Here is a 24,467-nt window from a genome sequence, read left to right on the forward strand (position 1 = left end):
ACGGTATGAAATGTCCTTATTGTCATCATGATGAAATTAAAGTGACAGATTCACGGTCTACGGATGATAATAATATTCGTCGCCGTCGGGAATGTATGAGCTGCGGAAAACGCTTTACGACCTATGAAGTCATTGAAGATTTACCGATCATGGTGATTAAACGAGATCAGAAAAAAGAATTATTTGATCGATCTAAATTGATGAATGGCTTGTGGAGATCTTGTAGTAAACGAGGCATTTCCACAGATCAATTGGAATCGATTGTAAATGAAACAGAAAAACAAATTCGCATGGAAGTAGAGCAAGAAGTGACTACGGAGCGAATTGGTGAAATTGTATTGTCCTTGTTGAAAGATGTAGACCAAGTTGCCTATGTGCGATTTGCCTCTGTCTACCGACAATTTAATAATGTAGAAAGTTTTTTAAAAGAATTACACGAATTATTGGACAATCATGGAAAGGATACAACACATGAGTGAGTTACATCCAGTTATTAGTGCCCGCTTTTCAGATCATGTAGACACATTGAGTGCTACCTATGAAGTGATGGGTGTTATTGAAGCTATGGCGGAGCGTTGTAAGGCAGCGCTGGCAGCAGGCAATAAAATTTTATTTTGCGGTAATGGTGGTTCCGCCGCAGATTCTCAGCACTTAGCAGCAGAATTAGTGGGACGGTTTCAAAAAGAACGCCGTTCTTTGGCTTCTATTGCATTGACTACAGATACGTCTATTTTGACAGCTGTAGGCAATGATTATGGGTATGATGAAGTATTTGCCCGACAAGTAGATGGCTTAGGCCGGTCTGGAGATATTTTGATTGGTATTTCTACATCTGGAAATAGTAAAAATGTGGTAAAAGCCGTAGAATCTGCTCGTAATATTGGTATGCATACCTTTGCTTTTACTGGTGAAGGTGGCGGAAAGATGGCAGAGTTATGCGATTTAACTTTTGCAGTGCCATCTAAAGTGACAGCCCGTATTCAAGAAATGCATATTTTAGCTGGTCATATTTTATGTGAATTGGTGGAAGAAGACTATGCCTAATCGTACATTACAATCGTTTTTGCTTCGTGATTTACCACAATTACAAGTAGGGGTTATTGGTGACTGCATGTTAGATCGCTATATTTTTGGCGATGTAAGTCGTATCTCTCCAGAATCTCCAGTGCCTGTGAATTTAGTGCAACGTGAAACGGAAGTGTTAGGCGGTGCTGCCAATGTAGCAAATAATTTAGCTCAATTAGATTGCCAAGTGCATATGGCATCTCGTATTGGCGATGATGCACATGGTAAGATTGTACGCCAATTATTAGAAGATAATGGTATCCAAAGTACTGGCGTCTTTACTGAAGATTCTATTCCGACTACCACGAAAACACGCATCTTAGGTGGACAACAGCAAATGATTCGCTTAGATTATGAAGTGAATCAGCCTGTGTCCAGTGCCAGTGAAACAGCTATCCTTACTTGGCTAGATGAGTTGTTGCACAAAGGATTGCAAGGCCTTGTGATTTCTGACTATGGTAAAGGTATTTGCCAACCATCCTTGTTAAGTCAAGTATTCAGTAAAACTCGTGCTGCTGGCATTATGACTATTGTGGATCCGAAAGGTTCTGACTGGTCAAAATATAACGGTGCTACTTGTATTACTCCTAATGTGAAGGAACTCAGTGAAGCTGTAGGCTATGAAGTGCCCAACACAGATGAAGCGGTTGTGAAAGCAGCACGTCATATTTTGGATAACATGGAGCTAGACTTTATCATTGTTACGCGTTCTGCTAAAGGGATTACCTTAGTTCGTAAAGATGGCAATGTGTGGCACAATGCAGAAACGAAACAGCAAGATGTATTCGATGTGAGCGGTGCCGGCGATACGGTAGTGGCCATGATGCTCACTACATTAATTGCGGGCTTATCTATCCGAGCCGCTTTAGTAGCAGCCAATGCAGCAGCAGGTGTGGTGGTATCCAAAGTAGGTACCTATCCAATTCACCGTCAGGAATTATTAGATTTATTGTCTTCTATGAAAGCAAAAAAAGAAGATAAAGAAAGTGTCTATTCTGTAGATGCATTAGCCCAAAAGATACGGTTGTGGCAAGATCGTGGTGAAGTGGTTGTCTTTACGAATGGTTGTTTTGATATTTTACATCGTGGTCATTTGACCTATTTAAAAGAGGCAGCAACACTGGGTGATCATTTGGTGGTGGCCCTCAATTCAGATAGCTCTGTGCGTCGTTTAAAAGGGGATAGTCGTCCTATCAATCATGAACTAGATAGAGCCTTATTGATGAGCTCTTTAGGCTTTGTAGATGGTGTGGTTCTATTTGAAGAAGATACGCCAGCAGAGGTGCTTTCACAGTTGCGACCAAATATATTGGTTAAAGGTGGAGATTATAAGCCAGAAGACGTCATTGGCAAGGAGTTTGTAGAGGAAGTACAAATCTTGCCGTTCCAAGAGGGATATTCCACAACAGGAATCATTGAACGTATTCAAGGATTAATAGAGGAAGGAAAACTATGATTATTGTTACTGGTGGTGCTGGCTTTATCGGCTCCAATATTGTAAAACAGTTGAATAATAAAGGTCGCAATGATATTTTGATTGTTGATGATTTAACGGATGGTCGTAAAATCCGCAACATTGAAATGTTGGATTTTGCAGATTATATCGATTATGAAGATTTTGATACTGCGGTAGAACAAAATATCTTTGATTGTGGACCTATCGAAGTGGTATTCCACGAAGGTGCTTGTGCAGACACTATGAATTATGATGGTAGATATATGATGAAAAATAACTATGAAGGATCTAAAAATCTCTTTCATTATTGCCAAGAACGTCGAGTTCCTTTCATCTATGCATCTTCTGCATCCACCTATGGACATGGGACTAATGGATTCCGCGAAGACCCATCTTGCGAACAAGCTTTAAATCCATATGCGTATTCTAAACTACTATTTGACCGCTATGTAGCAAAATTTAGAAACCAATTACAATCTCAATGTGTAGGCTTGCGCTATTTTAATGTCTTTGGACCGAATGAAACACATAAAGATAAGATGGCATCTTTGGTGCGTCAAATGTATTATAAATTGATGGAAACTGGTGAAATTACACTCTTTAAAGGCATCGATGGATATGGTGACGGTGAGCAAACCCGGGATTTCATCTATGTGAATGACGTGGTGAATGTGAACTTCTATTTCTGGGAACATCCTGAAATTAGCGGTGTATTCAACTGCGGTACGGGTCATGCTCATACGTTCAACGAATTTATGAAAGCAGTTATTTCCTATGCGGGAAAAGGCTCTATTCGCTATATTGACTTCCCAGAGGTGTTGAAAGGTAAATACCAATGCTACACCCAAGCTGATACAACGAAGTTGTTGGCAACTGGCTATGACAAAGGATTTACACCATTAAAACAAGCAGTTCATGAATATTGTGAGTTATTAGCGACTAATGAAGGATATGTAAAATAATGGAAACTAGACAGGTATTATTTTTAGATCGTGATGGAGTTATTAATGTAGATGTAGGATATTTAAGTGATCCTGCGAAATTGGAATTTATTCCAGGTGCTATTGAGGCTATGCAAGAGGCACAACGCCGTGGGTATGACATCATTGTAGTGACAAACCAAAGCGGAGTGGCTCGCGGATACTACACAGAAGACGATGTGCATCAGTTACACGAAGAAATGTCTCGCCGATTAGAGGCAGAAGGTGTGAAAGTATTGGCCTACTATTACTGCCCACATCATCCAGAAGGATCTGTGGCAGAGTACACGAAAGACTGTGATTGCCGCAAACCAAATCCTGGTATGTTGACGAAAGCAATTCAGGACTGGAATGTAGATGTGGATGGTAGCTTCCTAGTCGGTGATAAACCATCTGATGCGCAGGCTGCTGAGTCCATTGGCATGCGTGCGTACCCATTTGAAGAAGACAACTTAATGACATTCTTAGAGCCTATTTTTGCCTGGGAAGAAGGCAGAAAGCTATTGGGGCTGTAATGGTAGAACGAACACTTGTATGAGGCACCTCATAAGGTGTTCGTTTTCTTGTAGTGTAAGAAAAGTTACATTTTATGATTGACGGAATAGCTGATTTGTACTACTCTATACGAGGAACTAACTGTATAGTCTGTATCAAGAAGAACAGAACTGAGTTCCATTTTTTAGTATTGGTTCGACTTATATCCTAAGGGAATAAGAACGGAGGAAAACATGGAAAAAGAAACAGCGTTGCAAACACAACCATCGCAAAAATTTACGGTACGTCAATTAACGATTATTGGCTTATTGGCAGGGATTACGATTGTACTTGGCATGACAGGATGGGGCTTTGTGCCAATCCCACCAATTAGTGGGACCATCTTGCATATTCCAACCCTTTTAGGTGGTATCGTAGAAGGTCCTAAAGTGGGGATGTCAGTAGGGTTCTTATTTGGTGCTTACAGTATGGTACGAGCGTATATGTCACCGAATGTTTTATCTTTCGTGTTTATGAATCCAATCATTTCTATATTACCAAGAATGTTGATTGGTTTAGTAGCAGCGTTGGTATATATGTACTTGCCAGTTAAGGTAAGAGCTATCCGTATTGGTGTAGCCGCTTTCTTAGGAAAAGTCACAAGTACTATCCTTGTATTGACTGGTATTTATACAATCTATGGTGTAGAATTTGCAAAGGCAACACACATTTCACAAGAAGCTGTATTTGATGTGGTGATGGGTATTGCATGGTCTCATGGTATTCCAGAAGCACTATTAGGAGTAGCCGTTGTAACACCTGTGGCACTAGCTGTCATCAAAAAATTTAAATGATAATGAAATTGAGTGTATAGACTGCTCATGCATTCAAGTACGGATTTTTTAAATCGGATATAATCAAGAAGTGAATTAGCAAAGACTGATCACTTCTTGTTTTTTTATGTGTTAGGAGGAGTATACTCATGAATTGGAAAAACGATTAATCTACTTTGTGGGTGATAAACCTTCTGATGTACAGGCTGCTGAAGCGATTGGCATGCGTGCCTATCCATTTGAAGAAGAAAATTTAATGACATTCTTAACACCTATCTTTGCTTGGGAAGAAGGCAGAAAATTGTTGGGGCTGTAATGGTAGAACGAACACTTGTATGAGGCACCTCATAAGGTGTTCGTTTTCTTGTAGTGTAAGAAAAGTTACATTTTTTGATTGACAGAAGCGCTGTTTTGTACTACTCTATACGAGGAACTAACTGTATAGTCTGTATCAGGAAGAGCAGAACTGAGTTCCATTTTTTTATTATTGGTTCGACTTATATCCTAAGGGAATAAGAACGGAGGAAAACATGGAAAAAGAAACAGCGTTGCAAACACAGCCATCGCAAAAATTTACGGTACGTCAATTAACGATTATTGGTTTATTGGCAGGGATTACCATTGTACTTGGTATGACAGGTTGGGGCTTTGTGCCAATTCCACCAATTAGTGCTACTATCTTGCACATCCCAACTATCTTAGGTGGTGTTGTGGAAGGGCCTAAAGTAGGTATGTCAGTAGGTTTCTTATTCGGTGCGTACAGTATGGTACAAGCTTACATGGCGCCTAATATTTTATCCTTTGCATTTATGAATCCTATTATTTCTGTATTGCCAAGAATGTTGATCGGTTTAGTGGCAGCGTTGGTATATATGTATGTACCAATTAAGGTGAAAGCCATTCGTATCGGCTTAGCTGCATTCTTGGGAACAGCTACTAATACAATCCTTGTGATGACTGGTATTTACACAATTTATGGTGTAGAATTTGCAAAAGCTACACATATTTCACAAGAGGCCGTATTTAATGTGGTGATGGGTATTGTATGGTCTCATGGTATTCCAGAAGCATTATTAGCGGTAGCTGTAGTAACACCAGTGGCAATTGCGGTGATTAAGAAATTTAAATGATAATGAAATTGAGTGTATAGACTGCTCATGCATTCAAGCACGGATTTTTTAAATCGGATATAATCAAGAAGTGAATTAGCAAAAACTAATCACTTCTTGTTTTTTATGTGTTAGGAGGAGTATACTCATGAATTGGAAAAAACGATTAACCTATTTTGTACTAGGAGCTACTATGGTGGCTACTGCAGTAGGTATTGCTGGGTGTGGCAGTGATACAAAACAAGCAGCACCAGCTGAAAAAATGAAGGTCGTTACTACCGTGTTCCCTGTATATGATGTAGCGAAACAAGTAGGGGGAGACAAAGTTGATGTGACTTTATTAGTGCCTCCAGGAGCAGAACCACATGATTGGGATCCAACTGCAAAAGATTTAAAAGAAATTGGTACTGCTAAAGTGTTCTTATATAGTGGTGCAGGTTTGGAACCAACAGAAAAGATTTTAGAAAAAGATGTGCTACAAAAAGCGCAACCTGTAGAATTGTCTAAATCTGTTACTTTGTTGCCAGCTCCAGATGAAGATGAAGACGAACATGATCATGACCATGACAAAGAACATAAAGATGACAAAGATCATAAAGACGACAAAGATGACCATAATAAAGCTCAAAAAGAAGATAAACATGAGCACGAACATGAACATGGCGAGTTTGATCCACATGTATGGTTAGATCCAATGAATGTTGCTAAAGAAGTAGATGCTGTTGTAGAAGCCTTCTCTAAAGCAGACCCTACGAATGCAAAATACTATGAAGCTAACGGCAAAGCATACAAAGAAAAATTACAAGCTTTGCATGCTAAATATGAAGAATTTGGTAAAACACAACACGACAAACATTTAGTAGTTAGCCATATGGCATTTGGTTACTTAGCAAACGCATACGGTTTTGAACAATTGGGTATTATGGGAGTATCTCCAGATGCTGAACCAACACCAGAACGCATGGCAGATATCGTGGCTTTCATCAAAGAACATAATGTAAAAGCAATCTTCAGTGAAGAATTGGTAAGCCCTAAATTGGCTAATGCTATCGCTGCTGAAACTGGCGTAAAAGTGTATGTATTAAACCCGGCAGAAGGTTTAACAGAAGAACAAGCACAAAAAAATGTGACATACCTTGACATCATGGAAGAAAACCTTAAAACATTGAAAGAAGCGTTAGCTCACTAATTCCTATGCCTTTTGCTTGCTTGAAACGGTATTAGATGATAATATAATAGAGTAAGTTTGTGCTTAGGAGGAATGAAGATGTCTAAACGTATTCGTACAATTAACACTGAATCCCTACAAAAAACTGCTAAAACAGGCGGCTGCGGCGAATGTCAAACATCTTGCCAATCTGCTTGCAAAACTAGCTGTACAGTAGGTAACCAAGTGTGCAAACAAAAATAATCATTCGATTAGCAATAAGCTGTTCACCATATGGTGGGCAGCTTATTTGCTTTATATTACTTCTAGGATTATACTAAAAGTGTTACTATAAAACATACAAAAATCCCCCTAGATGTACCAGATCTAGGGGGATTCTGTATGCTAACCCTTTTATGTCTTTAGCTTGCTAAATTATAATATCTGTACTTCAAAAGTACAATTTTTTGCATACTATAATTTTAGAAAAAGTATACTCTATATTGATAGCTTTCTATACGTTACGAGTATAAAGTGATATAATATACGGTAGACTTTAGTAAGTTAATGGAGGTATGAATGTTAGAATTACAACCGATGATTCATAAATTTAAAATGAAAGATAAGTTCTTTCTATTGGATGTAAATAGTGGAATTATCCATGTGATCGATGAGCTCATTGATCGTGTATTAGATATCTATAACGGTACCAACCGTGATGCTGTACATAGTGCGTTAGATGCTACAGAGGATGCAGCGGAGTTAGATGAAATTATGGATGAGTTAGATGAACTCATCAAAGAGGAAATGCTCTTTGCTCCTATGTCTGCAGAGTTCAAACTAGTGGTAGATGAAAAACCAATTGTAAAAGCTCTTTGCTTAAACATTGCTCATGATTGCAACTTAGCTTGTAAGTATTGTTTCGCTAGTCAAGGTGATTACGGCGGAGTAAAACGAGAATTAATGAGTTTTGACGTGGCGAAACGTGCTGTAGATTTCTTGATTTCTATGAGTGGTCCACGCCAGCATTGTGAAATCGATTTCTTTGGTGGTGAGCCATTGTTGAACTGGGATGTAGTGAAACAAACCGTAGAATACATTGAATCCATTCAAGAAAAACATGGAAAAATCTTTAAATTGACATTGACCACTAACGGCATGTTATTGACACAGGATAAAATCGATTATGTGAATGAGCATAACATGAGTTTGGTGCTGTCCCTAGATGGTCGTGAAGATGTGCATAATAGTATGCGCCCAAGTTCTGGTGGCAAAGACACTTACAATACAGTAGCGAAGAACTTAGTGAATGCTGTTAAACAGCGTGAGGGCCGTGAATATTATGTACGTGGTACCTATACACATAATAACTTGGACTTCTGCAAAGATGTAGAAGCTATGTCAGATTTAGGGTTTGAACATTTGTCTATGGAACCAGTGGTTGGCGAAGATGGAGCTTATGTGTTACGTCCTGAGGATATGCCGATCATCGAAAAAGAATATGAAAAATTGGCAGACTTATATTTAGAACGTCAACTAGCAGGTTGGGGTGAGAAATTTAACTTCTTCCACTTCCGTATGGATTTATACCGTGGACCATGTATGGCGAAACGCTTACGTGGTTGCGGAGCTGGTCATGAGTATATGGCTGTTGTACCAAATGGAGATATTTACCCATGTCACCAATACGTAGGTAAGGATGGCTATGTGATTGGTACGGTCTTTGATGGTTTGAAAAATTATGACATACCGACACAATTTAGAAATACTCACGTATTTACGAAAGAAACATGTGCCAACTGTTGGGCAAAATTCTTCTGCTCCGGCGGTTGCCATGCGAACAATGAAACATTAGGTGGAGATCTTAGCACACCATACGAAATGGGATGTAAATTACAGAAAAAACGTATTGAATGTGCTATTATGATCCAAGCTGAACTGGATGCAGCGGGGATCCGACAAGAAAATCACTAAAATTTTATAACTGAAGGGAGGCGGGTTCTATGAAAGCATACACCATACATGTAACAGGCATTGTACAGGGCATAGGATTCCGCCCCTTTGTGTCTAAACTAGCCCATGAATTAAGACTAGTGGGGACAGTGAGAAATGACACGAGCGGTGTGGAAATACACATACAAGGTGTAGATGCAGATTGCCAACTATTTGTAGAACGATTGCAATCTGAGTTACCTATGCATGGACGCATTGATACTTTGCGTGTAGAACCAAGCACAGTACAATCATTGCACTCGTTTACGATAATCCTTTCCCAAGGTGCTAAGGGCAATGCCTTTATTGGCGCCGATATGGCACCTTGCGAGGCATGCTTGCAAGATATACAAGACCCTGAGAATCGACGCTTTCACTATGGGTTTACAAATTGTACGAACTGTGGTCCTCGGTATACGATTATTGAAAGTACTCCTTACGACCGTCATAAAACATCGATGAAAGCATTCCCTATGTGCGAGGAGTGCCAAGGGGAATATGAGGATCTAGAAGGGCGACGGTATCATGCAGAGCCTAATGCTTGCGAGCAGTGTGGACCGATGTTTACATTACAAGGTACAGATGGGATGGTGTTGGCTACTGGACAGGATGCCATAGAGCAAGCCAAAGAGTACATACAACAAGGTGCCATTGTGGCATTAAAAGGTGTAGGCGGCTATCATTTGGTCTGTGATGCGTTACAAGAAAATGCAGTACAAACCTTGCGTCAGCGTAAAGGACGGCCTAGAAAACCCTTAGCGGTCATGGCAGGATCCTTGGAAACGGCAAAACAGTATGTATACATATCTGAAAAGGAAGAAGAACTATTGTTGAGCCCAGCAAGGCCTATTGTGTTGTTGCGAAAGGTAACAGAGCATAATACGGTGGCACCAAGTGTAGCTCCTGGTATGGAAACCTTAGGCATTTTGCTGCCCTATGCTCCGTATCACTACAGTTTAGTACCGTTTAATGCTCTATGGGTCATGACTAGTGCGAATCGAAGTGGTGATCCTGTATTATATAATGATGCCCAGGCATTGGAAGAATTACAGGGGATAGCAGACTATATATTGACTCACAATCGGGAGATTATCTCTCCTGTAGACGATTCTGTGGTACAAGTGGTGCATGATACATCAATCATGATTCGCCGTAGCCGAGGATACGTACCTGTATCCATTCCTGTAGTAGCATTAGAGAAGAGGTCAACTATGCTAGCTATGGGTGCAGATATGAAGGCAGCATTTGCGATGAATCGAGGTTCTCATGCTATCCTTAGCCCCTACATGGGAGATATGGAGCATCAGCGAGTACAGGATTTGCTATGGTCCACAACGAAGCGCTATGAAGACTTATTTCAATTACAACCAACAGAGGTCATCGTGGATGCCCACCCGAATTACTACACATCACAGTGTGGTAGAATCTATGCAGAGAAATATCAATTACCTGTCATAGAAGTGCAGCATCATCATGCCCATGTGGCAGCGGTACTGGCAGAGTATAATATTCAGGAACCAGTGTTAGGTATTTGCTTTGATGGGACAGGATATGGCACAGATGGCACTCTATGGGGCGGTGAGTTTTTATATTGTCATCAAGAGCATATGGAACGTATGGCACATTTGAGTTATGCCCCTTTGCCAGGTGGTGAAGTGGCAGTACGAGAACCGTGGCGTCAAGCATTATGGTATGTGAATCAGACCTATCCATCAGGGGGACCCACAGTTATAGAAGAGTGGAAGAAAACACTGCCAAAGGGATGGGAACTATTAGAGAAAATGATGCCTCATATGCAGATGATACGATCTTCGAGCGGTGGACGCTTATTCGATACAGTAGCGTCTTTGTTAGGTGTAGGCCATGAGCATCTCTATGATGCGCAACTTGCTATCGAGTTAGAACAACTGGCGCTTTCAGAGAGGGGCACTATCCTAGACATGAAGCTGGACGGAACGGTATTAGATACAATGAGTTTAGTACGATCTGTGATAGAACAATTAGAATGTGGTGAAAGTGTAGCAAAAATCTCAGCAAACTTTCACAGAACTTTGATATATTATATAGGACAGATGGCGAAACAATGTTGTAAGGAGCGACAAATTTCGCATATTGTCTTGTGTGGAGGAGTATTCCAAAATCGCATTCTCCTAGAAGGAGTGATACGGGAATTAGAAGAGTACCATATCCACATTCCTAACCAAAGCCCTTTGAATGATGGTGGTATCGCTTTAGGACAATTATGGTTGGGAAATTATATGAATAGATAGGAGATACTATGTGTTTAGCAGTACCTGCACAGTTGGTGCATATTAATGAATCCATCGGTACCGTAGAATTAACAGGAGTGCAACGGGAGTGTAGCCTGTTATTGGTGCCGGAAGCAAAAATTGGAGATTGGCTATTAGTCCATGCGGGCTGTGCCGTACAAATTGTAGATGAGGAGGAAGCTCGTTTGACCCTTGAGGCATTCCGCGAGTTAGAAGAACTTGAACAAGATTACTTTAACAGAAAAATCGAAGGTCGCTGCTAGTCTACTAGAGCGCATTCGTGAATTACATAATCCGGAAGAAAGGGTGCGGTTTATGGAAGTCTGCGGGACCCATACCGTGGCTATCTTCCGTGAAGGCATCCGTCAAATGCTACCAAAAGGCATCGAGCTGATTAGTGGTCCTGGATGTCCTGTGTGTGTGACAGATCAACAATACATGGACCAAGCTTTGGCGTATGCAGCTCAAGATGACGTAGTGATTGCCACCTTTGGAGATATGCTAAAAGTACCTGGTACGACAGGTAATTTATGGCAATCTAAAGAAGAGGGTGCCCACATTGAGATTATCTATAGCCCAATGGAAGTGCTTTCCTTAAGTGAACAATATCCAGATAAGAAGATTATCTTTTTAGGCATTGGCTTTGAAACAACTATAGCTGTCATAGCAGCTACAATACAGGCGGTTCATGCAAAGGGACTAAAAAATGTATTTTTCCTGATTTCTCATAAATTGGTGCCTCCTGCATTACGCGCTTTATTAAGTAATCCAGATCATCAAATTGATGGATTCTTATTGCCAGGTCATGTAAGCGTTATCATTGGAGAACAGCCGTATCAATTCTTAGCTGATGAATATCATATGCCAAGTTGTATTGCTGGCTTTGATGGTGTGGAAATTTTAGCAGCCATTGTAAATCTCTTAGAACAACGTAAAGAAAAGAAATTTTATGTAGGAAATACATATCGGTCTGTGGTGGCAAAAACGGGAAATCCAGTAGCACAACAATTAATGGATACCTTGTATGAGCCGTCTGATGATGGTTGGCGTGGTATTGGTACCTTACCTGCATCAGGATTAAAGTTGCGAGGTGAATGGTCTGCTTATGATGCATTAGTACAATTACCATTGCCTCCGTTTACCACTAGTGATGGACCGAAAGGTTGCCAATGTGGGTCTGTTATCCAAGGGATGATTCATCCTGATGCATGCCCTTTATTTGGCAAACTTTGTACGCCAGAGCATCCAGTAGGAGCTTGTATGGTATCCGTAGAAGGTAGTTGTTCAGCTTGGTATAAATACGGTTTTTCCAGCGGTGGAATGACCTGGGAGGAATAAATGGAACGGATTCGGTTAGTCCATGGTAATGGTGGTAAATTTAGCCACGAACTAGTGGACAAATATATTGTGAAATATTTTTCTAATCCAATATTAAATGAATTACATGATGGGGCTGTATTTCCCGTTACTAATGGGCGTATGGCTATGAGCACAGATTCCTATGTAGTGACGCCGCATATATTTCCTGGTGGTAACATTGGTAAGTTAGCTGTATGTGGTACAGTGAATGACTTAGCCATGATGGGTGCTATTCCTCAGTATTTGTCTTGTGGACTCATTTTAGAGGAAGGTTTGCCTATCCCTACGTTAGAAGTGGTGCTACAAACCATGTCTGATATGGCACAACAAGCAGGTGTTTCTATCATTACAGGAGACACGAAGGTGGTAGAAAAGGGTTCTGTTGACGGAATCTATATCAATACAGCCGGTGTAGGTATTGTACCGGACTATGTACAGTTAGGCACTCCCTATATTGAAAGTGGTATGAAAGTTATTGTATCCGGCACCTTGGGTGACCATGCCATTGCTGTTATGGGAACTCGGTATGGATTAGATTTGCCAGACACAATTCAGACAGATTGTGCTCCCTTACATACTATGTCCCATGCCTTATTGGAAACATTTGGAAAAAATATTGCTTTTTTTAGAGATCCTACTCGCGGTGGATTGGCTACCACATTACAAGAAATTGCAAATTCTGCTCAAAAAGGGATTCGATTGCAAGAGTCTGCCATTCCTGTCCGTGAGGAAGTGCAAGCCGTATGCCAAGTATTAGGGTATGACCCATTGTATTTAGCCAATGAAGGTAAAATGATTGTCATTGTACGTGCTGATGTGGCAGATGATGTAGTGCAGATGATGCGGACTTTTACAGAAGGTTGTGATGCTGTCATCATTGGTGATATAGTGAATGGTAATGCTGGTAAAGTAGGTTTACAAACGGCAGTAGGCGGAATTCGTTTGTTAGATATGCTCGGAGAAGACCAAGTTCCACGGATTTGCTAAAAAATGTAAGATTTCACGAAAAAATCATGGATATCTCATATACTTTGTATAGAATAAAAATTTATTTTTTGATACAATGGAAAGGAAAAGGAGGATATTACGATGAAAAAACAAATCGTAGCTGCTATGGTAGCATTCTCAGTAGCCACTGTGGGTGTTGTTGGAGTGCAACAAGCTCAGGCGTTCAATTTAGGAAGTTTATTAGGAGGCGCCTTGAAAGTGGGAGGCGTGGGCTTTCTAGTAGATAAATATGGAGACTCCATTAATAATTTCTTGAACAATTTATTAAAGCAAAATAATTTGAGTACTACCTATTCAACAAAAGTAGTTCCTATTGTCAGTCTTGGTAAAGGTGGCCATATTGGTGCAGCACAGATAACAGGACCTAGTAGTGAAGTGGAACGTGTGGAAGCGGTAGCACAAATTGAGGCTAGTTTTAATTCCGTAGCTCGCGTAAAAGGACTAGTACCGATTGACAGTACGAACCCAACGACTGCAAATCGCATTCAAGGGGTTGGCGTATCCGCAATTATAGATTTGAAGATTTAATGGATTAGCACGGGCTTGCCCGTGCTATCTATGTGTTAGTAGAGATGAGGAGATACTATGAAACGTTCTGCTGTATTAGGAGCTGTATTTGCTCTTTTAGCAACAAGTGTATGGGCTGCACCAGACACAGTATTAGAAAAAACAGAAGCTTTGGAAAGTACTGTGTATGGTAAAGTACAAGTAGGTGCATTAACAGATCGAGTACATCAATTACAAGATACTATTTATGGTACAAAACAACAAGGTAGTATTACAGGGCAAGTGGAATCTTTGTATACATCTGTGGAAGGTCAAGGAACAAAGGTAACATTGCATCAAGAAGTCAATGCTTTGGAATGGATGTATTATGATGAAGTTCATAGTGGCTCTCTCGTAGAACGCATTGGCGAAATGGAACGCAGTGTGAATGGACTAGAAGCAAAAGGTTCTTTACAAAGTCGTGTACAAAAATTAAAGCAATCTATTTTTGGAACACAAGTAGCATTGCGAACAAAACTAGGAACTATTGGGGCTGATCAAGTATTTACTCTAGAATTAACAGAACCAGTAACATCTCAAAAAAATGTGAAAGATGATGTAGTTCATGTCAAAGTAGCAGAAGATGTAATGGATGGGGAAACTCTGTTGATTCCTAAAGGAACAGTAGGTACTGGCCATATTACGGAAATTACAAAAGCAAGATCTTTTGGACGTAATGCAAAATTAAACATTGTATTTGATAAATTACAAGGTATTGATGGTACAGTTTTCACAGCCATCCAAGGTGAAGAAGCTAAGTCTAAAACAAAAGGAGAACTAAAAGCGGCTGGTGCGTCTGTAGCAGGGGCTGTTTTATTAGGACCTGTAGGCCTTGTAGGGGGCTTCTTTGTAAAAGGTAAATCTATTGATTTACCAGTAGGAACTCTTGTGTATGTACAGCCTGAATCCTCTGTTACTATTTCTGGGGTGGAAGTACATGGTGTAGATACGGGAGCTGTGCAAAAAGCTCCTGTGGAGCCAGTGGTCGCACCAAAAGCAGCAGCTGAACCAGTAGCAGCATCAAAAGTAGTAGCTGAATCAACGCCAGCTCCGGCTGTAAAAGCAAAAGAAGAACCTGTACAAGTGGTACCAGATGATTCTTTAACTGAAAAACCTGTCATCATTGTAAAACGTGAGAAAGACTAGGAGATGAGCATGAAAAGATATTCTGTAACAGCCGCTGCTATTTTGACGGCATTGGCATGTACACAAGGTCATGCCCAAACAGTAGATGCTACGACCCCAGTATTCGAAGCTACTCCAAAGGTTGCCGACATTCAGTATGTGCAAATGCCTAAGATTTCCACAGTATCTACAGATACGCAGTATGCGCCAAATTTGCAGGTTAAAGCAATTGAAAAAAAAGGCAAACAAGTGGTAGAAAAACCGGCTGTACCAGTTCGTATTGATGCAGATAAAATGTATTATAACGATACTACTGGTCGTGTATGGGCCAATGGCGCTGTAGAAGTAGAACGGGGCAATCAACAACTATTGTCAGAAAGACTAGAAGGTAATACGAAGACCCAGCAATATGAAAGTGTATCGGACTATCATTTTTTAGAAGATAAAGGGGATACAAAGGACTTAAAAGGTTCTCACATTACCTACAATGCTACTACTGGAGCAGCTCACACAAAAAATGTATTTGGCTATGCCGATCCCTATTGGGTAAAAGCAGAAGTAGGTGACTTTGATGGTAAAACAGGGCGCATTGAAAAAGGTTGGTTAACGACAAAACATGCCATTGCTTTTAAAGGGGCACCTGATTATCGTGTGGAAGGGGACTATATAGAGGTATTCCCTGGAGATAAAGCAGTCATTCATAATGCAAGCTTTTATATTAAAAATAAACGGATTATTTCTGTAAATAAATATACGGTGTCTTTGCGTCAAGATAAACAAGGACAAGTGAGCGTATTTTCCTTTGTACCAAGACCGAAATATAATTCTTCTGATGGATTGAGTTTAAATGGTAAAATTGACTATCCAGTATCTAAACATGGGGAACTTTTCTTGCATTATACTTGGGGAACTCATATTGGGTTTAAACCATCCTTTGGGTATGTTCATTTCTTGCCTTGGGGAGAAGCAAAGATAGCGTATAGTCGCGAGTCAGCTACATTAAATGCGAAAAAAGTATGGGTCGAGAAGAAGCCTGAATTATCGGTGGATACGCATGCGTATCATCTTGGTAGCACTCCTGTGACTATTCGTGGTGGTGTTAGCTATGGTAAATGGTATGAAGGTCATATCAAGGGAACTCATGCTAAGATGTATGGTGAAGTATCTCATGACCCAGTTCATATAGGGCCTAATACAGAGGTTACCTTCTATGGTGGTTACCAACGTGATTACTACGGATATAATTCGTCGGTTCGTTCTATGCCATATTGGGGTGTAGCTGCCAACACCAACCTAGGACCTCGTGTGAAAGCTTGGGCTGGATATCGTCAAAGTAATGTATCTGTCTCAGCCGACTCTCCATATCCATTTGATCAAATTGATGTGAAGTATAATTTATACTATGGGCTAAGTGTACAAGCTACTCGATTAGATCGCTTTAGTGTACAGATACAACGAGATATGCAGACTCATGAGTTACGGTATGTAGATCTTACATGGCATCGTGATTTACATTCCTTTGAAGGATCCTTGACATATCGTACAAAACAAAAGAAATGGGAATATACATTGGTAGCGAAAGATTTTTAATCTAAGGGGAAACCATGAAAAAAGTTAGAAAAGCAGTGATTCCAGCGGCAGGCTTTGGTACACGCTTTTTACCAGCCACTAAGGCACAGCCGAAAGAGATGTTGCCTATTGTGGATACACCAACAATACAATATATTGTGCAAGAGGCTATCGATTCAGGTATTGAAGATATTCTAATTATTACGGGACGCAATAAGCGTGCGATTGAAGATCATTTTGATACTAGTGTGGAGTTAGAGCAATTATTGCAACAACAAGGTAAGCAACAACATCTTGATATGGTGAGAAATTTGGCGAATATTAAAGTTCATTACATTCGTCAGAAAACAGCCCGTGGATTGGGTGATGCTATCTATTGTGCGAAGTCTTTTATAGGGGATGAGCCATTTGCTGTTCTATTAGGGGATGATGTGGTCTATAACCCACAAAGACCGTGCTTGAAGCAATTAATTGATTGTCATTATGCCCATGATGGTGTAACAATTTTAGGAACTCAATTTGTAGCTCCAGAAAAAGTTAGCTCCTATGGTATTGTGTCCGGTAGTGAAATCGAACCGAATGTGTATGAAGTAGCAGGTTTGGTGGAGAAGCCACCACTTGAGTATGCTCCATCGAACTTGGCGGTATTAGGTCGTTATATTTTGACGCCAGATATATTTGATGAATTAGAAAAAACTCCCCAAGGGGCGGGCAATGAAATTCAATTGACCGACGCGATTGCTAGACTTTCCTCAAGAATTTTAGCTTACTCTTATGAAGGGGTGCGCTATGATATAGGCGATCGATTAGGATATTTAAAAGCGACTGTAGAATACGGCTTACGAAATCCACAGTTGGCTGAGGCATTTAAATTGTATTTGCAAGACTTAGATATTGATTATATTATGAATCATAGATCTTAGTTGTATAGAATCAACGGATATTGTGAGGTGAATGCCTTGTGATATCCGTTTTTTCATAACTATTCATCGCATAGTAAAAATACATTGTGATACATATCACAGAGGCCTGTATTTGCTAGACTGATGCAGTATATATAATTGGTCTCATATTGTGAAATACTTAATTAAATGTTAGAATATAAGAATATGCATAAGTATAGTAAGTTAGAATTAATGAGGAACATATGGCAACAAGATTAAAATGGAAACATTCCGAAATTAAAGAGAATCCGCTCTTTTCCAAATTAAGAAGTACCATAGAAACTGCTTTTTATGGAAATAATGTAACACCGGTGAAGTCTATTGCACAGGCTTATGAGTTAGCCACGAAAGAACCTGGGGTCGTTGTATTAGATATGCCCGTATACCGTGCGGAAGAGCAAGGTTTACCGCAAGATGCCAAAGTATTAGTTACAAATAATGGTAAAACAACAGGTCGTTATGCAAAAGCTCGCCGTATTATTGGCGATGAAGGTATTAATGAAGTAGAATTATGTGATATTGCGCGGGATGCAGTATATGATAGCCGTCATAAAGAATGGATTTCAGCGCAAGCTATCGTAGGTTTGGATGAAGCTTTTACTGCTCGTGCGCACTTGATGATTCCTAAAGAGCATGCATCGATCCTATATTCTTGGGCTATTAATTTCCAATTTTTCAATGAGGAAGTAAAAGCCTTCTATAGAGGTAGTAAAGAGATTCCAGAAGGGGATATTTTTATTTACTCTGATCCAGATTATGTGGTAGAAGGACATCCAGGTGGACTGGCTATTTTTGACCCTGCTCATAACTGTGCTATGATTTTAGGTATGCGTTATTTTGGGGAACATAAAAAAGGTACTCTTACATTAGGATGGTCCTTGGCAAATCGTTATGGTTATGTGGCATGCCATGGTGGTATGAAACGATACAATTTAAAAGATGGTTCTTCTTATACGATTGGCGTATTTGGGTTATCAGGATCTGGTAAATCTACATTGACTCATGAACAGCATGGTGGACGATATGATATTTCTGTATTACATGATGATGCCTATATCATTCATACAGACGATTTGTCTTCCATTGCCTTAGAACCAACATATTTTGATAAAATGCAAGACTATCCAATGGAACATCCTGCTAATAAATACCTATTAACATTGCAAAATGTGGGTGTTACTTTAGATGAAGATGGTAACAAAGTTGTGTTAGCAGAAGATGTGCGTAATAACAATGGTCGTGCTATTAAATCACAATTCTGGACAGATAATCGTGTGAACTTTGTAAAAGACCCTGTGAATGCTATCGTGTGGTTGATGAAAGATAAAACATTGCCACCAATTTTAAAAGTTGATGATCCAATTTTAGCGGCTACTATGGGAGCTACTTTGGCAACACGTCGTTCTACAGCAGAAAAATTGGATGCTAATGTAGATCCTAATGCATTGGTGATTGAACCCTATGCTAATCCATTCCGTACCTATTCTTTACGTACCGATTATGAAAGTTACAAAAAACTATTCACTCAATCTGGTGTAGATTGCTACATTATGAATACGGGCTTCTTCTTGGACAAAAAAATTCCAAAAGAAGTAACATTAGGCTTGTTAGAAGGTTTGGTTGAGGGTAGCCTTAACTTTGAACCGTTCTATAAATATGAAAACTTAGAATATGTAAAAGTTGAAGGTTTTGAACCAGATTTTACAGTTCGTGAGTACCATCATATTTTGCACAAAGCATTTGAGTTCCGCTACGATTACATTGAAAAATTAAAAGGAACAAAAGATGAGTTGCCAAATGAAGTACTAGATGTATTAAAAATCATTATGTAAGGGGGAATAGTGATGAATCAAACATTATCTTGGGGTTCTGTAGCCTTTATTGGAACTATGTTATTCGGGATGTTCTTCGGAGCAGGAAACTTAATTTTCCCTGTTCACTTAGGACAAGAAGCAGGTCAAGCGTTGTGGCCAGCTATTTTGGGCTTTTTAGCGACAGCTATTGGACTACCATTCTTGGGTATTGTCGCTATGGGTGTATCTCGTAGTAATGGCTTACAAGACTTGGTAAGTCGTGTACACCCGACCTATGGTAAAATTTTCACCTTGTTATTGTACATCACGATTGGGCCAGCATTTGCTATCCCAAGAACGAGTACAGTATCCTATACAATCGGATTTGAACCATTCCTTGGCAGTGTCAATCCTGATCTTGCCTTAGGTGTATTTTCTGCAGTGTTCTTTATTATTGCCATCTTGTTCTCCTTGAATCCAGGAAAATTGATGACATACATTGGTAAAGTGTTAACGCCATTATTCTTAGTATTCCTAAGCATTTTATTAATCACTGTAGTGGTTATGCCAATGGGAGATTACACATCAGTAGCGCCACAAGGGGAATATGCTACCCATGCGTTCTTCAAAGGTTTTACAGAAGGCTATAATACACTTGACGTATTGGCATCGTTAGCCTTTGGTATCATCGTTATCCGTGCCTTACAAGGTGTGGGGGTCACAGAACCTAAGGACATTGCTATGGGACTTGTGAAAGCAGGCTTTGTGGCATGCTCTATTATGGCTGTTATCTACGGTTTCCTAGCCTACAGTGGTGCTACAAGTGTCACAACATTAGGCCTTGCTAAAAATGGTGGTATTACCATGGCGCAAATGAATGCATTTTACTTCGGCAATGTAGGGGCTATCTTGTTGGCCATCATTGTTACACTAGCATGTTTAAAAACTTGCGTAGGTTTGATTGGTGCTTGTGGTGAAACTTTTGATGAAATGTTCCCAAACACATTGGGTTACCGTGGTTATGCATACTTAACAACAGCAGTGGGTTTCTTAATTGCTAACGTAGGCTTAACAAAAATCATCGAATTAGCTATCCCTGTGTTGATGTTCTTGTATCCATTGTCTATTACAATCATCTTGTTATCCTTTGCAGCACCTATTTTCAAAGGCAGACAAGCTGTGTATGCGTGGACAACAGCCTTTGCCCTATTTGCGGCATTAGGTGATGCTATGGCAACAGCACCAGCATTTATCAATCAATCTGGATTTGTACAATGGGCGTTGCCATATTACGGAATGCTTCCATTTGCTTCTATCGGTATGGGCTGGATTGTGCCGTCCATTATCGGTTTCCTTATCGGTATGGTGCATATCACATTAGTACGTAAATAGTAGAATTAAAGATAAACGACTAGATTGTAATAATCTAGTCGTTTTGTTTATCTGTGAAGATAATGTCTCATGACGACATTAGATTCTATAGAAATTTTAATTTATATATTTTCTATTACTTTCACATGTGGTATAATCTCTATATCTTTCCCATAGAAAGACTGTAGGCGGTGGCGCGTGGCTACCATGTAGTATAGTAGAAAGGAGATTTTTATGTGGAAAAAAGGACTGGCCCTGTTGGTGGTCTGTCTGGTGGGATTCTTACTATGGCATGAATCTTCACTAGAAGCACCAGGAGGAGGCAAGATGTACCGAGTGGGTATCTTGCAATTAGCGGAGCATCCCGCACTAGATGCAGCAAATAAAGGTTTCGTAGATGGATTACGGGAAGAGGGATTTGTAGATAATGTGGTTCTTGACCACCAAAATGCTCAAGGAGACCAATCTAATCTAAACACCATTGCCCAACGATTTGTGGCGCGTAATTCCGATTTAGTAGTGGCCATTGCGACCCCAGCGGTACAGGCTATGGCGAATGCTACGAAGGATATTCCTGTATTAGGCACTGCGGTCACGAGCTTTACCACAGCACGACTTGTGGATAGTGATGAACATCCGGGTGGTAATGTATCGGGTACCACAGATATGGTGCCTATGGAAAAACGAGTGGAATTAGTGCATCAATTATTACCGAATGCGAAAAAAATCGGTACTATTTATTCATCCAGTGAAGTGAATTCACAATTACAAGCAGAGAGTTTTCGAAAAGAAGCGCAAAAATACGGTATGGAATTAGTAGAAATAACCGTCTCCAACGTGAATGATGTGCCGCAAGCGGCGAATCAATTAGCTATTATGGGTATTGATGCAGTATATTTTCCAACAGATAATATCATTGCTTCATCCTATGCAAACATCGTCACTATATTTAGTAGCGCTAACGTACCAGTGTTTCCCTCTGATGAGACATGGTTAAAAACAGGTGGACTAGCAGCCTATTCTGTAGACTTTTATAGATTAGGAGTTCAAACTGGACATATGGCGGCCCGTGTGCTTCGTGGTGAAAGCACACCGGATAGCATGCCAATCGAGATGCAAGAGCCTATTAAATTTGTATTCAATCAAGACGAAGCGGATCGCTTGCATATCCAGATTCCAGAGTCATTGCGACAACAGTAGTATAGTAGTGGGGGCAACCCCGAGTAGGAGGATATATGACAAACTTAATTATTAGTACCATTGCACAGGGCCTATTGTGGGCATTGTTGGCATTGGGTGTGTTTATTACTTTCAGAATTTTAGATGTAGCTGATTTAACAGTAGAAGGTAGTTTCCCTATGGGAGCTGCTATTTCTGCAGTATTGATTACCATGGGTGTGAACCCTTGGATCACAGTGATAGTTGCAGGTATTGGTGGTATGATTGCCGGAGCTGTAACAGGGTGGATACACACCAAATTAAAAATTCCTGCATTACTAGCTGGTATCTTAACCATGATTGCCTTGTATTCTGTGAACTTACATATTATGGGGAAAGCAAATATCTCCTTATTGCGCATGGATACGGTGTACTCCGCCATTCATAGCATGGGTATTTCCAATGCGGTAGCATTGACTATCATTGGTGTAGTGGTAACGGTGGTAGTAGGATTATTCTTATTCTGGTTCTTCGGTACTGAACTAGGCACATCTATCCGCGCTACTGGGGTAAATCCACAAATGATTCGTGCCCAAGGGGTAAACACAGATTCCATGATTGTTCTTGGATTACTATTATCAAATGGTTTTGTAGCTGTGTCGGGTGCGTTAATTGCTCAATCTCAAGGCTTTGCGGATATCGGTATGGGCGTAGGAACCATCGTTATCGGCCTCGCATCAGTTATTATTGGAGAAGTATTATTTGCTTCTTCCTCGGTAGTGCGCAAACTGTTCGGTAACTCATCCTTTGTATTGAGCCTCGTGGCAGTCGTATTCGGTTCCATTATTTACCGTATTGTTATTGCTACTGTGCTATACCTAGGTATGCCTCCAAATGATTTAAAATTATTTACTGCTATCTTAGTAGCCTTAGCTCTATCCTTACCAACGTGGCAAGGTAAATTTCGTCGTAGTTAAGAGGAGGGTATACACATGTTGGAATTAAAAGGAATTGTGAAAGCCTTCCATAAAGGCACTGTGAATGAAAAAATAGCTCTTCGTGGTATTGACTTACGATTAGAAGATGGAGATTTTGTGACTGTTATCGGTGGTAATGGAGCTGGTAAAAGTACGTTGTTGAACTCCATCGCTGGGGTATTCTCCGTCGATGAAGGTACATTGCATATTAATGATGTAGACGTCACTCATATGGCGGAATACAAACGGGCCAAATACATTGGTCGTGTCTTCCAAGATCCTATGTTGGGCACAGCAGGAAATATGCAAATTGAGGAAAACATGCTTCTTGCCTTGCGTCGCGGAAAACAAATGGGATTGTCTTGGGCATTCAAAGAAAATGAAAGAGAATTATTTAAACAGCAATTAGCTCGTTTGGATTTGGGCTTAGAAAATCGTTTGTCATCCAGTATGGGATTATTAAGTGGTGGTCAGCGTCAATCCATAACCTTGTTGATGGCCACTATGTTGAAACCAGAAGTGTTGTTGCTAGATGAACATACGGCAGCCTTAGATCCTAAAACGGCAGAAAAAGTATTGCAGCTCACAGATGAACTAGTAAAAGAACATCATTTGACTACCTTGATGATTACCCATAACATGCGTGATGCCTTACGATTCGGCAATCGCTTGATCATGATGGATAATGGTAAAGTTATCTATGATGTACGAGGAGAAGAGAAGGCTAGCTTAACGGTACAAGATTTATTAGAGCGCTTTGAAGTAGCTAGCGAAAATACCCTCAGTGACCGCATGATGTTGGGGTAAATACTTTACATTTATATGAAAGTATAGTATTATAGATACCGATGTATTAACCTAGGCGAGGTAATTGAGTCTCCGCCCATTACTTTGGCCTATGGAATTGTAATTTTTAGGAGGACATGAAATATGTTAACTACAGAAGCTAAAGCAGCTATTATTAAAGAATTTGCTGTTCACGAAGGTGACACTGGATCCCCAGAAGTACAAATCGCGATTTTAACTAACCGCATTGTATACTTAACTGAGCATTTAAAAGAGCACAAAAAAGATCATCATTCCCGTCGTGGTCTTTTAAAATTAGTTGGTCAACGTCGTAACATGCTTGACTATCTTCGTCGTAAAGACATCGAACGTTACCGTGCGATCTTAGAAAAATTAGGCTTACGTAAATAATTTTACGTATTTACAAAAAGCGGCTTCGGCCGCTTTTTTGTTATATATGAAGATATTTTCACAAAGTGATTTGCAAAGTTGAAAATGAATGCTA

General features: G+C 40.1%; 25 protein-coding genes. All 25 read left to right on the forward strand.

Annotated features, from left to right (window positions below):
• Nucleotides 1-5: 5 nt before the first annotated feature.
• The 25 genes from nrdR (at nucleotide 6) to rpsO (ending at nucleotide 24,373) form a co-directional block, all read left to right on the forward strand.
• Nucleotides 6-479 carry a transcriptional regulator NrdR gene (gene nrdR, locus EO111_RS03685; RefSeq protein ID WP_062401889.1) on the forward strand — a complete coding sequence of 158 codons (474 nt, stop codon included), beginning with the start codon at nucleotides 6-8 and terminating at the stop codon, nucleotides 477-479.
• Nucleotides 472-1,044, forward strand: a complete 573-nt coding sequence (gmhA, locus tag EO111_RS03690) for a D-sedoheptulose 7-phosphate isomerase (protein ID WP_127010769.1) — start codon at nucleotides 472-474, stop codon at nucleotides 1,042-1,044. Before nrdR ends, gmhA begins: the two co-directional genes overlap by 8 nt.
• Entirely contained in the window at nucleotides 1,037-2,521 is a 1,485-nt protein-coding gene (locus EO111_RS03695; RefSeq protein WP_127010770.1) for a PfkB family carbohydrate kinase, read from the forward strand. The genes gmhA and EO111_RS03695 overlap by 8 nt, the downstream gene beginning before the upstream one ends.
• A complete protein-coding gene (gene rfaD, locus EO111_RS03700) occupies nucleotides 2,518-3,483 on the forward strand; it encodes an ADP-glyceromanno-heptose 6-epimerase (protein ID WP_127010771.1) in 966 nt (321 codons plus the stop codon). The genes EO111_RS03695 and rfaD overlap by 4 nt, the downstream gene beginning before the upstream one ends.
• Nucleotides 3,483-4,016: a D-glycero-beta-D-manno-heptose 1,7-bisphosphate 7-phosphatase gene (gmhB, locus tag EO111_RS03705; protein WP_127010772.1), complete on the forward strand. Its 534-nt coding sequence runs from the start codon at nucleotides 3,483-3,485 to the stop codon at nucleotides 4,014-4,016. The genes rfaD and gmhB overlap by 1 nt, the downstream gene beginning before the upstream one ends.
• 213 nt (nucleotides 4,017-4,229) lie before the next feature.
• Nucleotides 4,230-4,829: an ECF transporter S component gene (locus tag EO111_RS03710; protein ID WP_062401874.1), complete on the forward strand. Its 600-nt coding sequence runs from the start codon at nucleotides 4,230-4,232 to the stop codon at nucleotides 4,827-4,829.
• A gap of 133 nt (nucleotides 4,830-4,962) precedes the next feature.
• Complete coding sequence (locus EO111_RS03715; RefSeq protein ID WP_009353045.1) at nucleotides 4,963-5,124, forward strand: hypothetical protein; 162 nt, start codon at nucleotides 4,963-4,965, stop codon at nucleotides 5,122-5,124.
• A 214-nt stretch (nucleotides 5,125-5,338) separates the two neighbouring features.
• Nucleotides 5,339-5,938: an ECF transporter S component gene (locus EO111_RS03720; RefSeq protein ID WP_009353027.1), complete on the forward strand. Its 600-nt coding sequence runs from the start codon at nucleotides 5,339-5,341 to the stop codon at nucleotides 5,936-5,938.
• 127 nt (nucleotides 5,939-6,065) lie between these two features.
• Complete coding sequence (locus EO111_RS03725; protein WP_127010773.1) at nucleotides 6,066-7,106, forward strand: metal ABC transporter solute-binding protein, Zn/Mn family; 1,041 nt, start codon at nucleotides 6,066-6,068, stop codon at nucleotides 7,104-7,106.
• 78 nt (nucleotides 7,107-7,184) lie between these two features.
• Nucleotides 7,185-7,328, forward strand: coding sequence for a six-cysteine ranthipeptide SCIFF (gene scfA / locus EO111_RS03730; protein WP_009353042.1), 144 nt, complete (start codon nucleotides 7,185-7,187; stop codon nucleotides 7,326-7,328).
• Nucleotides 7,329-7,643: 315 nt separating this feature from the next.
• On the forward strand, nucleotides 7,644-9,038 hold the full coding sequence (gene scfB / locus EO111_RS03735) for a thioether cross-link-forming SCIFF peptide maturase (RefSeq protein ID WP_126940888.1): 1,395 nt from the start codon (nucleotides 7,644-7,646) through the stop codon (nucleotides 9,036-9,038).
• 29 nt (nucleotides 9,039-9,067) lie between these two features.
• Nucleotides 9,068-11,326: a carbamoyltransferase HypF gene (gene hypF / locus EO111_RS03740; RefSeq protein WP_127010774.1), complete on the forward strand. Its 2,259-nt coding sequence runs from the start codon at nucleotides 9,068-9,070 to the stop codon at nucleotides 11,324-11,326.
• An 8-nt stretch (nucleotides 11,327-11,334) separates the two neighbouring features.
• Nucleotides 11,335-11,589: a HypC/HybG/HupF family hydrogenase formation chaperone gene (locus EO111_RS03745; RefSeq protein ID WP_009353557.1), complete on the forward strand. Its 255-nt coding sequence runs from the start codon at nucleotides 11,335-11,337 to the stop codon at nucleotides 11,587-11,589.
• Nucleotides 11,546-12,664 (forward strand): hydrogenase formation protein HypD, encoded by a 1,119-nt coding sequence (gene hypD, locus EO111_RS03750; RefSeq protein WP_009353561.1) that lies wholly within the window; start codon nucleotides 11,546-11,548, stop codon nucleotides 12,662-12,664. The genes EO111_RS03745 and hypD overlap by 44 nt, the downstream gene beginning before the upstream one ends.
• Nucleotides 12,665-13,672 (forward strand): hydrogenase expression/formation protein HypE, encoded by a 1,008-nt coding sequence (gene hypE / locus EO111_RS03755; protein WP_126940884.1) that lies wholly within the window; start codon nucleotides 12,665-12,667, stop codon nucleotides 13,670-13,672.
• A 102-nt stretch (nucleotides 13,673-13,774) separates the two neighbouring features.
• Nucleotides 13,775-14,221, forward strand: coding sequence for a hypothetical protein (locus EO111_RS03760; protein WP_062401864.1), 447 nt, complete (start codon nucleotides 13,775-13,777; stop codon nucleotides 14,219-14,221).
• Nucleotides 14,222-14,278: 57 nt separating this feature from the next.
• Nucleotides 14,279-15,385, forward strand: a complete 1,107-nt coding sequence (locus EO111_RS03765) for a hypothetical protein (RefSeq protein WP_127010775.1) — start codon at nucleotides 14,279-14,281, stop codon at nucleotides 15,383-15,385.
• 9 nt (nucleotides 15,386-15,394) lie between these two features.
• On the forward strand, nucleotides 15,395-16,954 hold the full coding sequence (locus EO111_RS03770) for an LptA/OstA family protein (RefSeq protein ID WP_126940882.1): 1,560 nt from the start codon (nucleotides 15,395-15,397) through the stop codon (nucleotides 16,952-16,954).
• 14 nt (nucleotides 16,955-16,968) lie between these two features.
• Nucleotides 16,969-17,856 (forward strand): UTP--glucose-1-phosphate uridylyltransferase GalU, encoded by an 888-nt coding sequence (gene galU, locus EO111_RS03775; RefSeq protein WP_009353569.1) that lies wholly within the window; start codon nucleotides 16,969-16,971, stop codon nucleotides 17,854-17,856.
• Between the two features lie 224 nt (nucleotides 17,857-18,080).
• Nucleotides 18,081-19,709: a phosphoenolpyruvate carboxykinase (ATP) gene (locus EO111_RS03780; RefSeq protein ID WP_126940881.1), complete on the forward strand. Its 1,629-nt coding sequence runs from the start codon at nucleotides 18,081-18,083 to the stop codon at nucleotides 19,707-19,709.
• Nucleotides 19,710-19,721: 12 nt separating this feature from the next.
• Nucleotides 19,722-21,062 (forward strand): branched-chain amino acid transport system II carrier protein, encoded by a 1,341-nt coding sequence (gene brnQ / locus EO111_RS03785; RefSeq protein WP_127010776.1) that lies wholly within the window; start codon nucleotides 19,722-19,724, stop codon nucleotides 21,060-21,062.
• Between the two features lie 213 nt (nucleotides 21,063-21,275).
• Nucleotides 21,276-22,241, forward strand: coding sequence for an ABC transporter substrate-binding protein (locus tag EO111_RS03790; protein ID WP_127010777.1), 966 nt, complete (start codon nucleotides 21,276-21,278; stop codon nucleotides 22,239-22,241).
• 35 nt (nucleotides 22,242-22,276) lie between these two features.
• Nucleotides 22,277-23,176, forward strand: a complete 900-nt coding sequence (locus tag EO111_RS03795; protein WP_009353558.1) for an ABC transporter permease — start codon at nucleotides 22,277-22,279, stop codon at nucleotides 23,174-23,176.
• A 15-nt stretch (nucleotides 23,177-23,191) separates the two neighbouring features.
• Nucleotides 23,192-23,983 (forward strand): ABC transporter ATP-binding protein, encoded by a 792-nt coding sequence (locus EO111_RS03800; protein ID WP_126940878.1) that lies wholly within the window; start codon nucleotides 23,192-23,194, stop codon nucleotides 23,981-23,983.
• Nucleotides 23,984-24,106: 123 nt separating this feature from the next.
• The gene (gene rpsO / locus EO111_RS03805) at nucleotides 24,107-24,373 is read left to right on the forward strand and encodes a 30S ribosomal protein S15 (RefSeq protein WP_009353572.1); all 267 of its coding nucleotides are present in this window, start codon (nucleotides 24,107-24,109) and stop codon (nucleotides 24,371-24,373) included.
• The last annotated feature ends 94 nt before the right edge of the window (nucleotides 24,374-24,467 follow it).

The organism is Veillonella sp. CHU594, from assembly GCF_003992265.1.
In the GTDB taxonomy this organism is placed as follows: Bacteria; Bacillota; Negativicutes; order Veillonellales; family Veillonellaceae; genus F0422.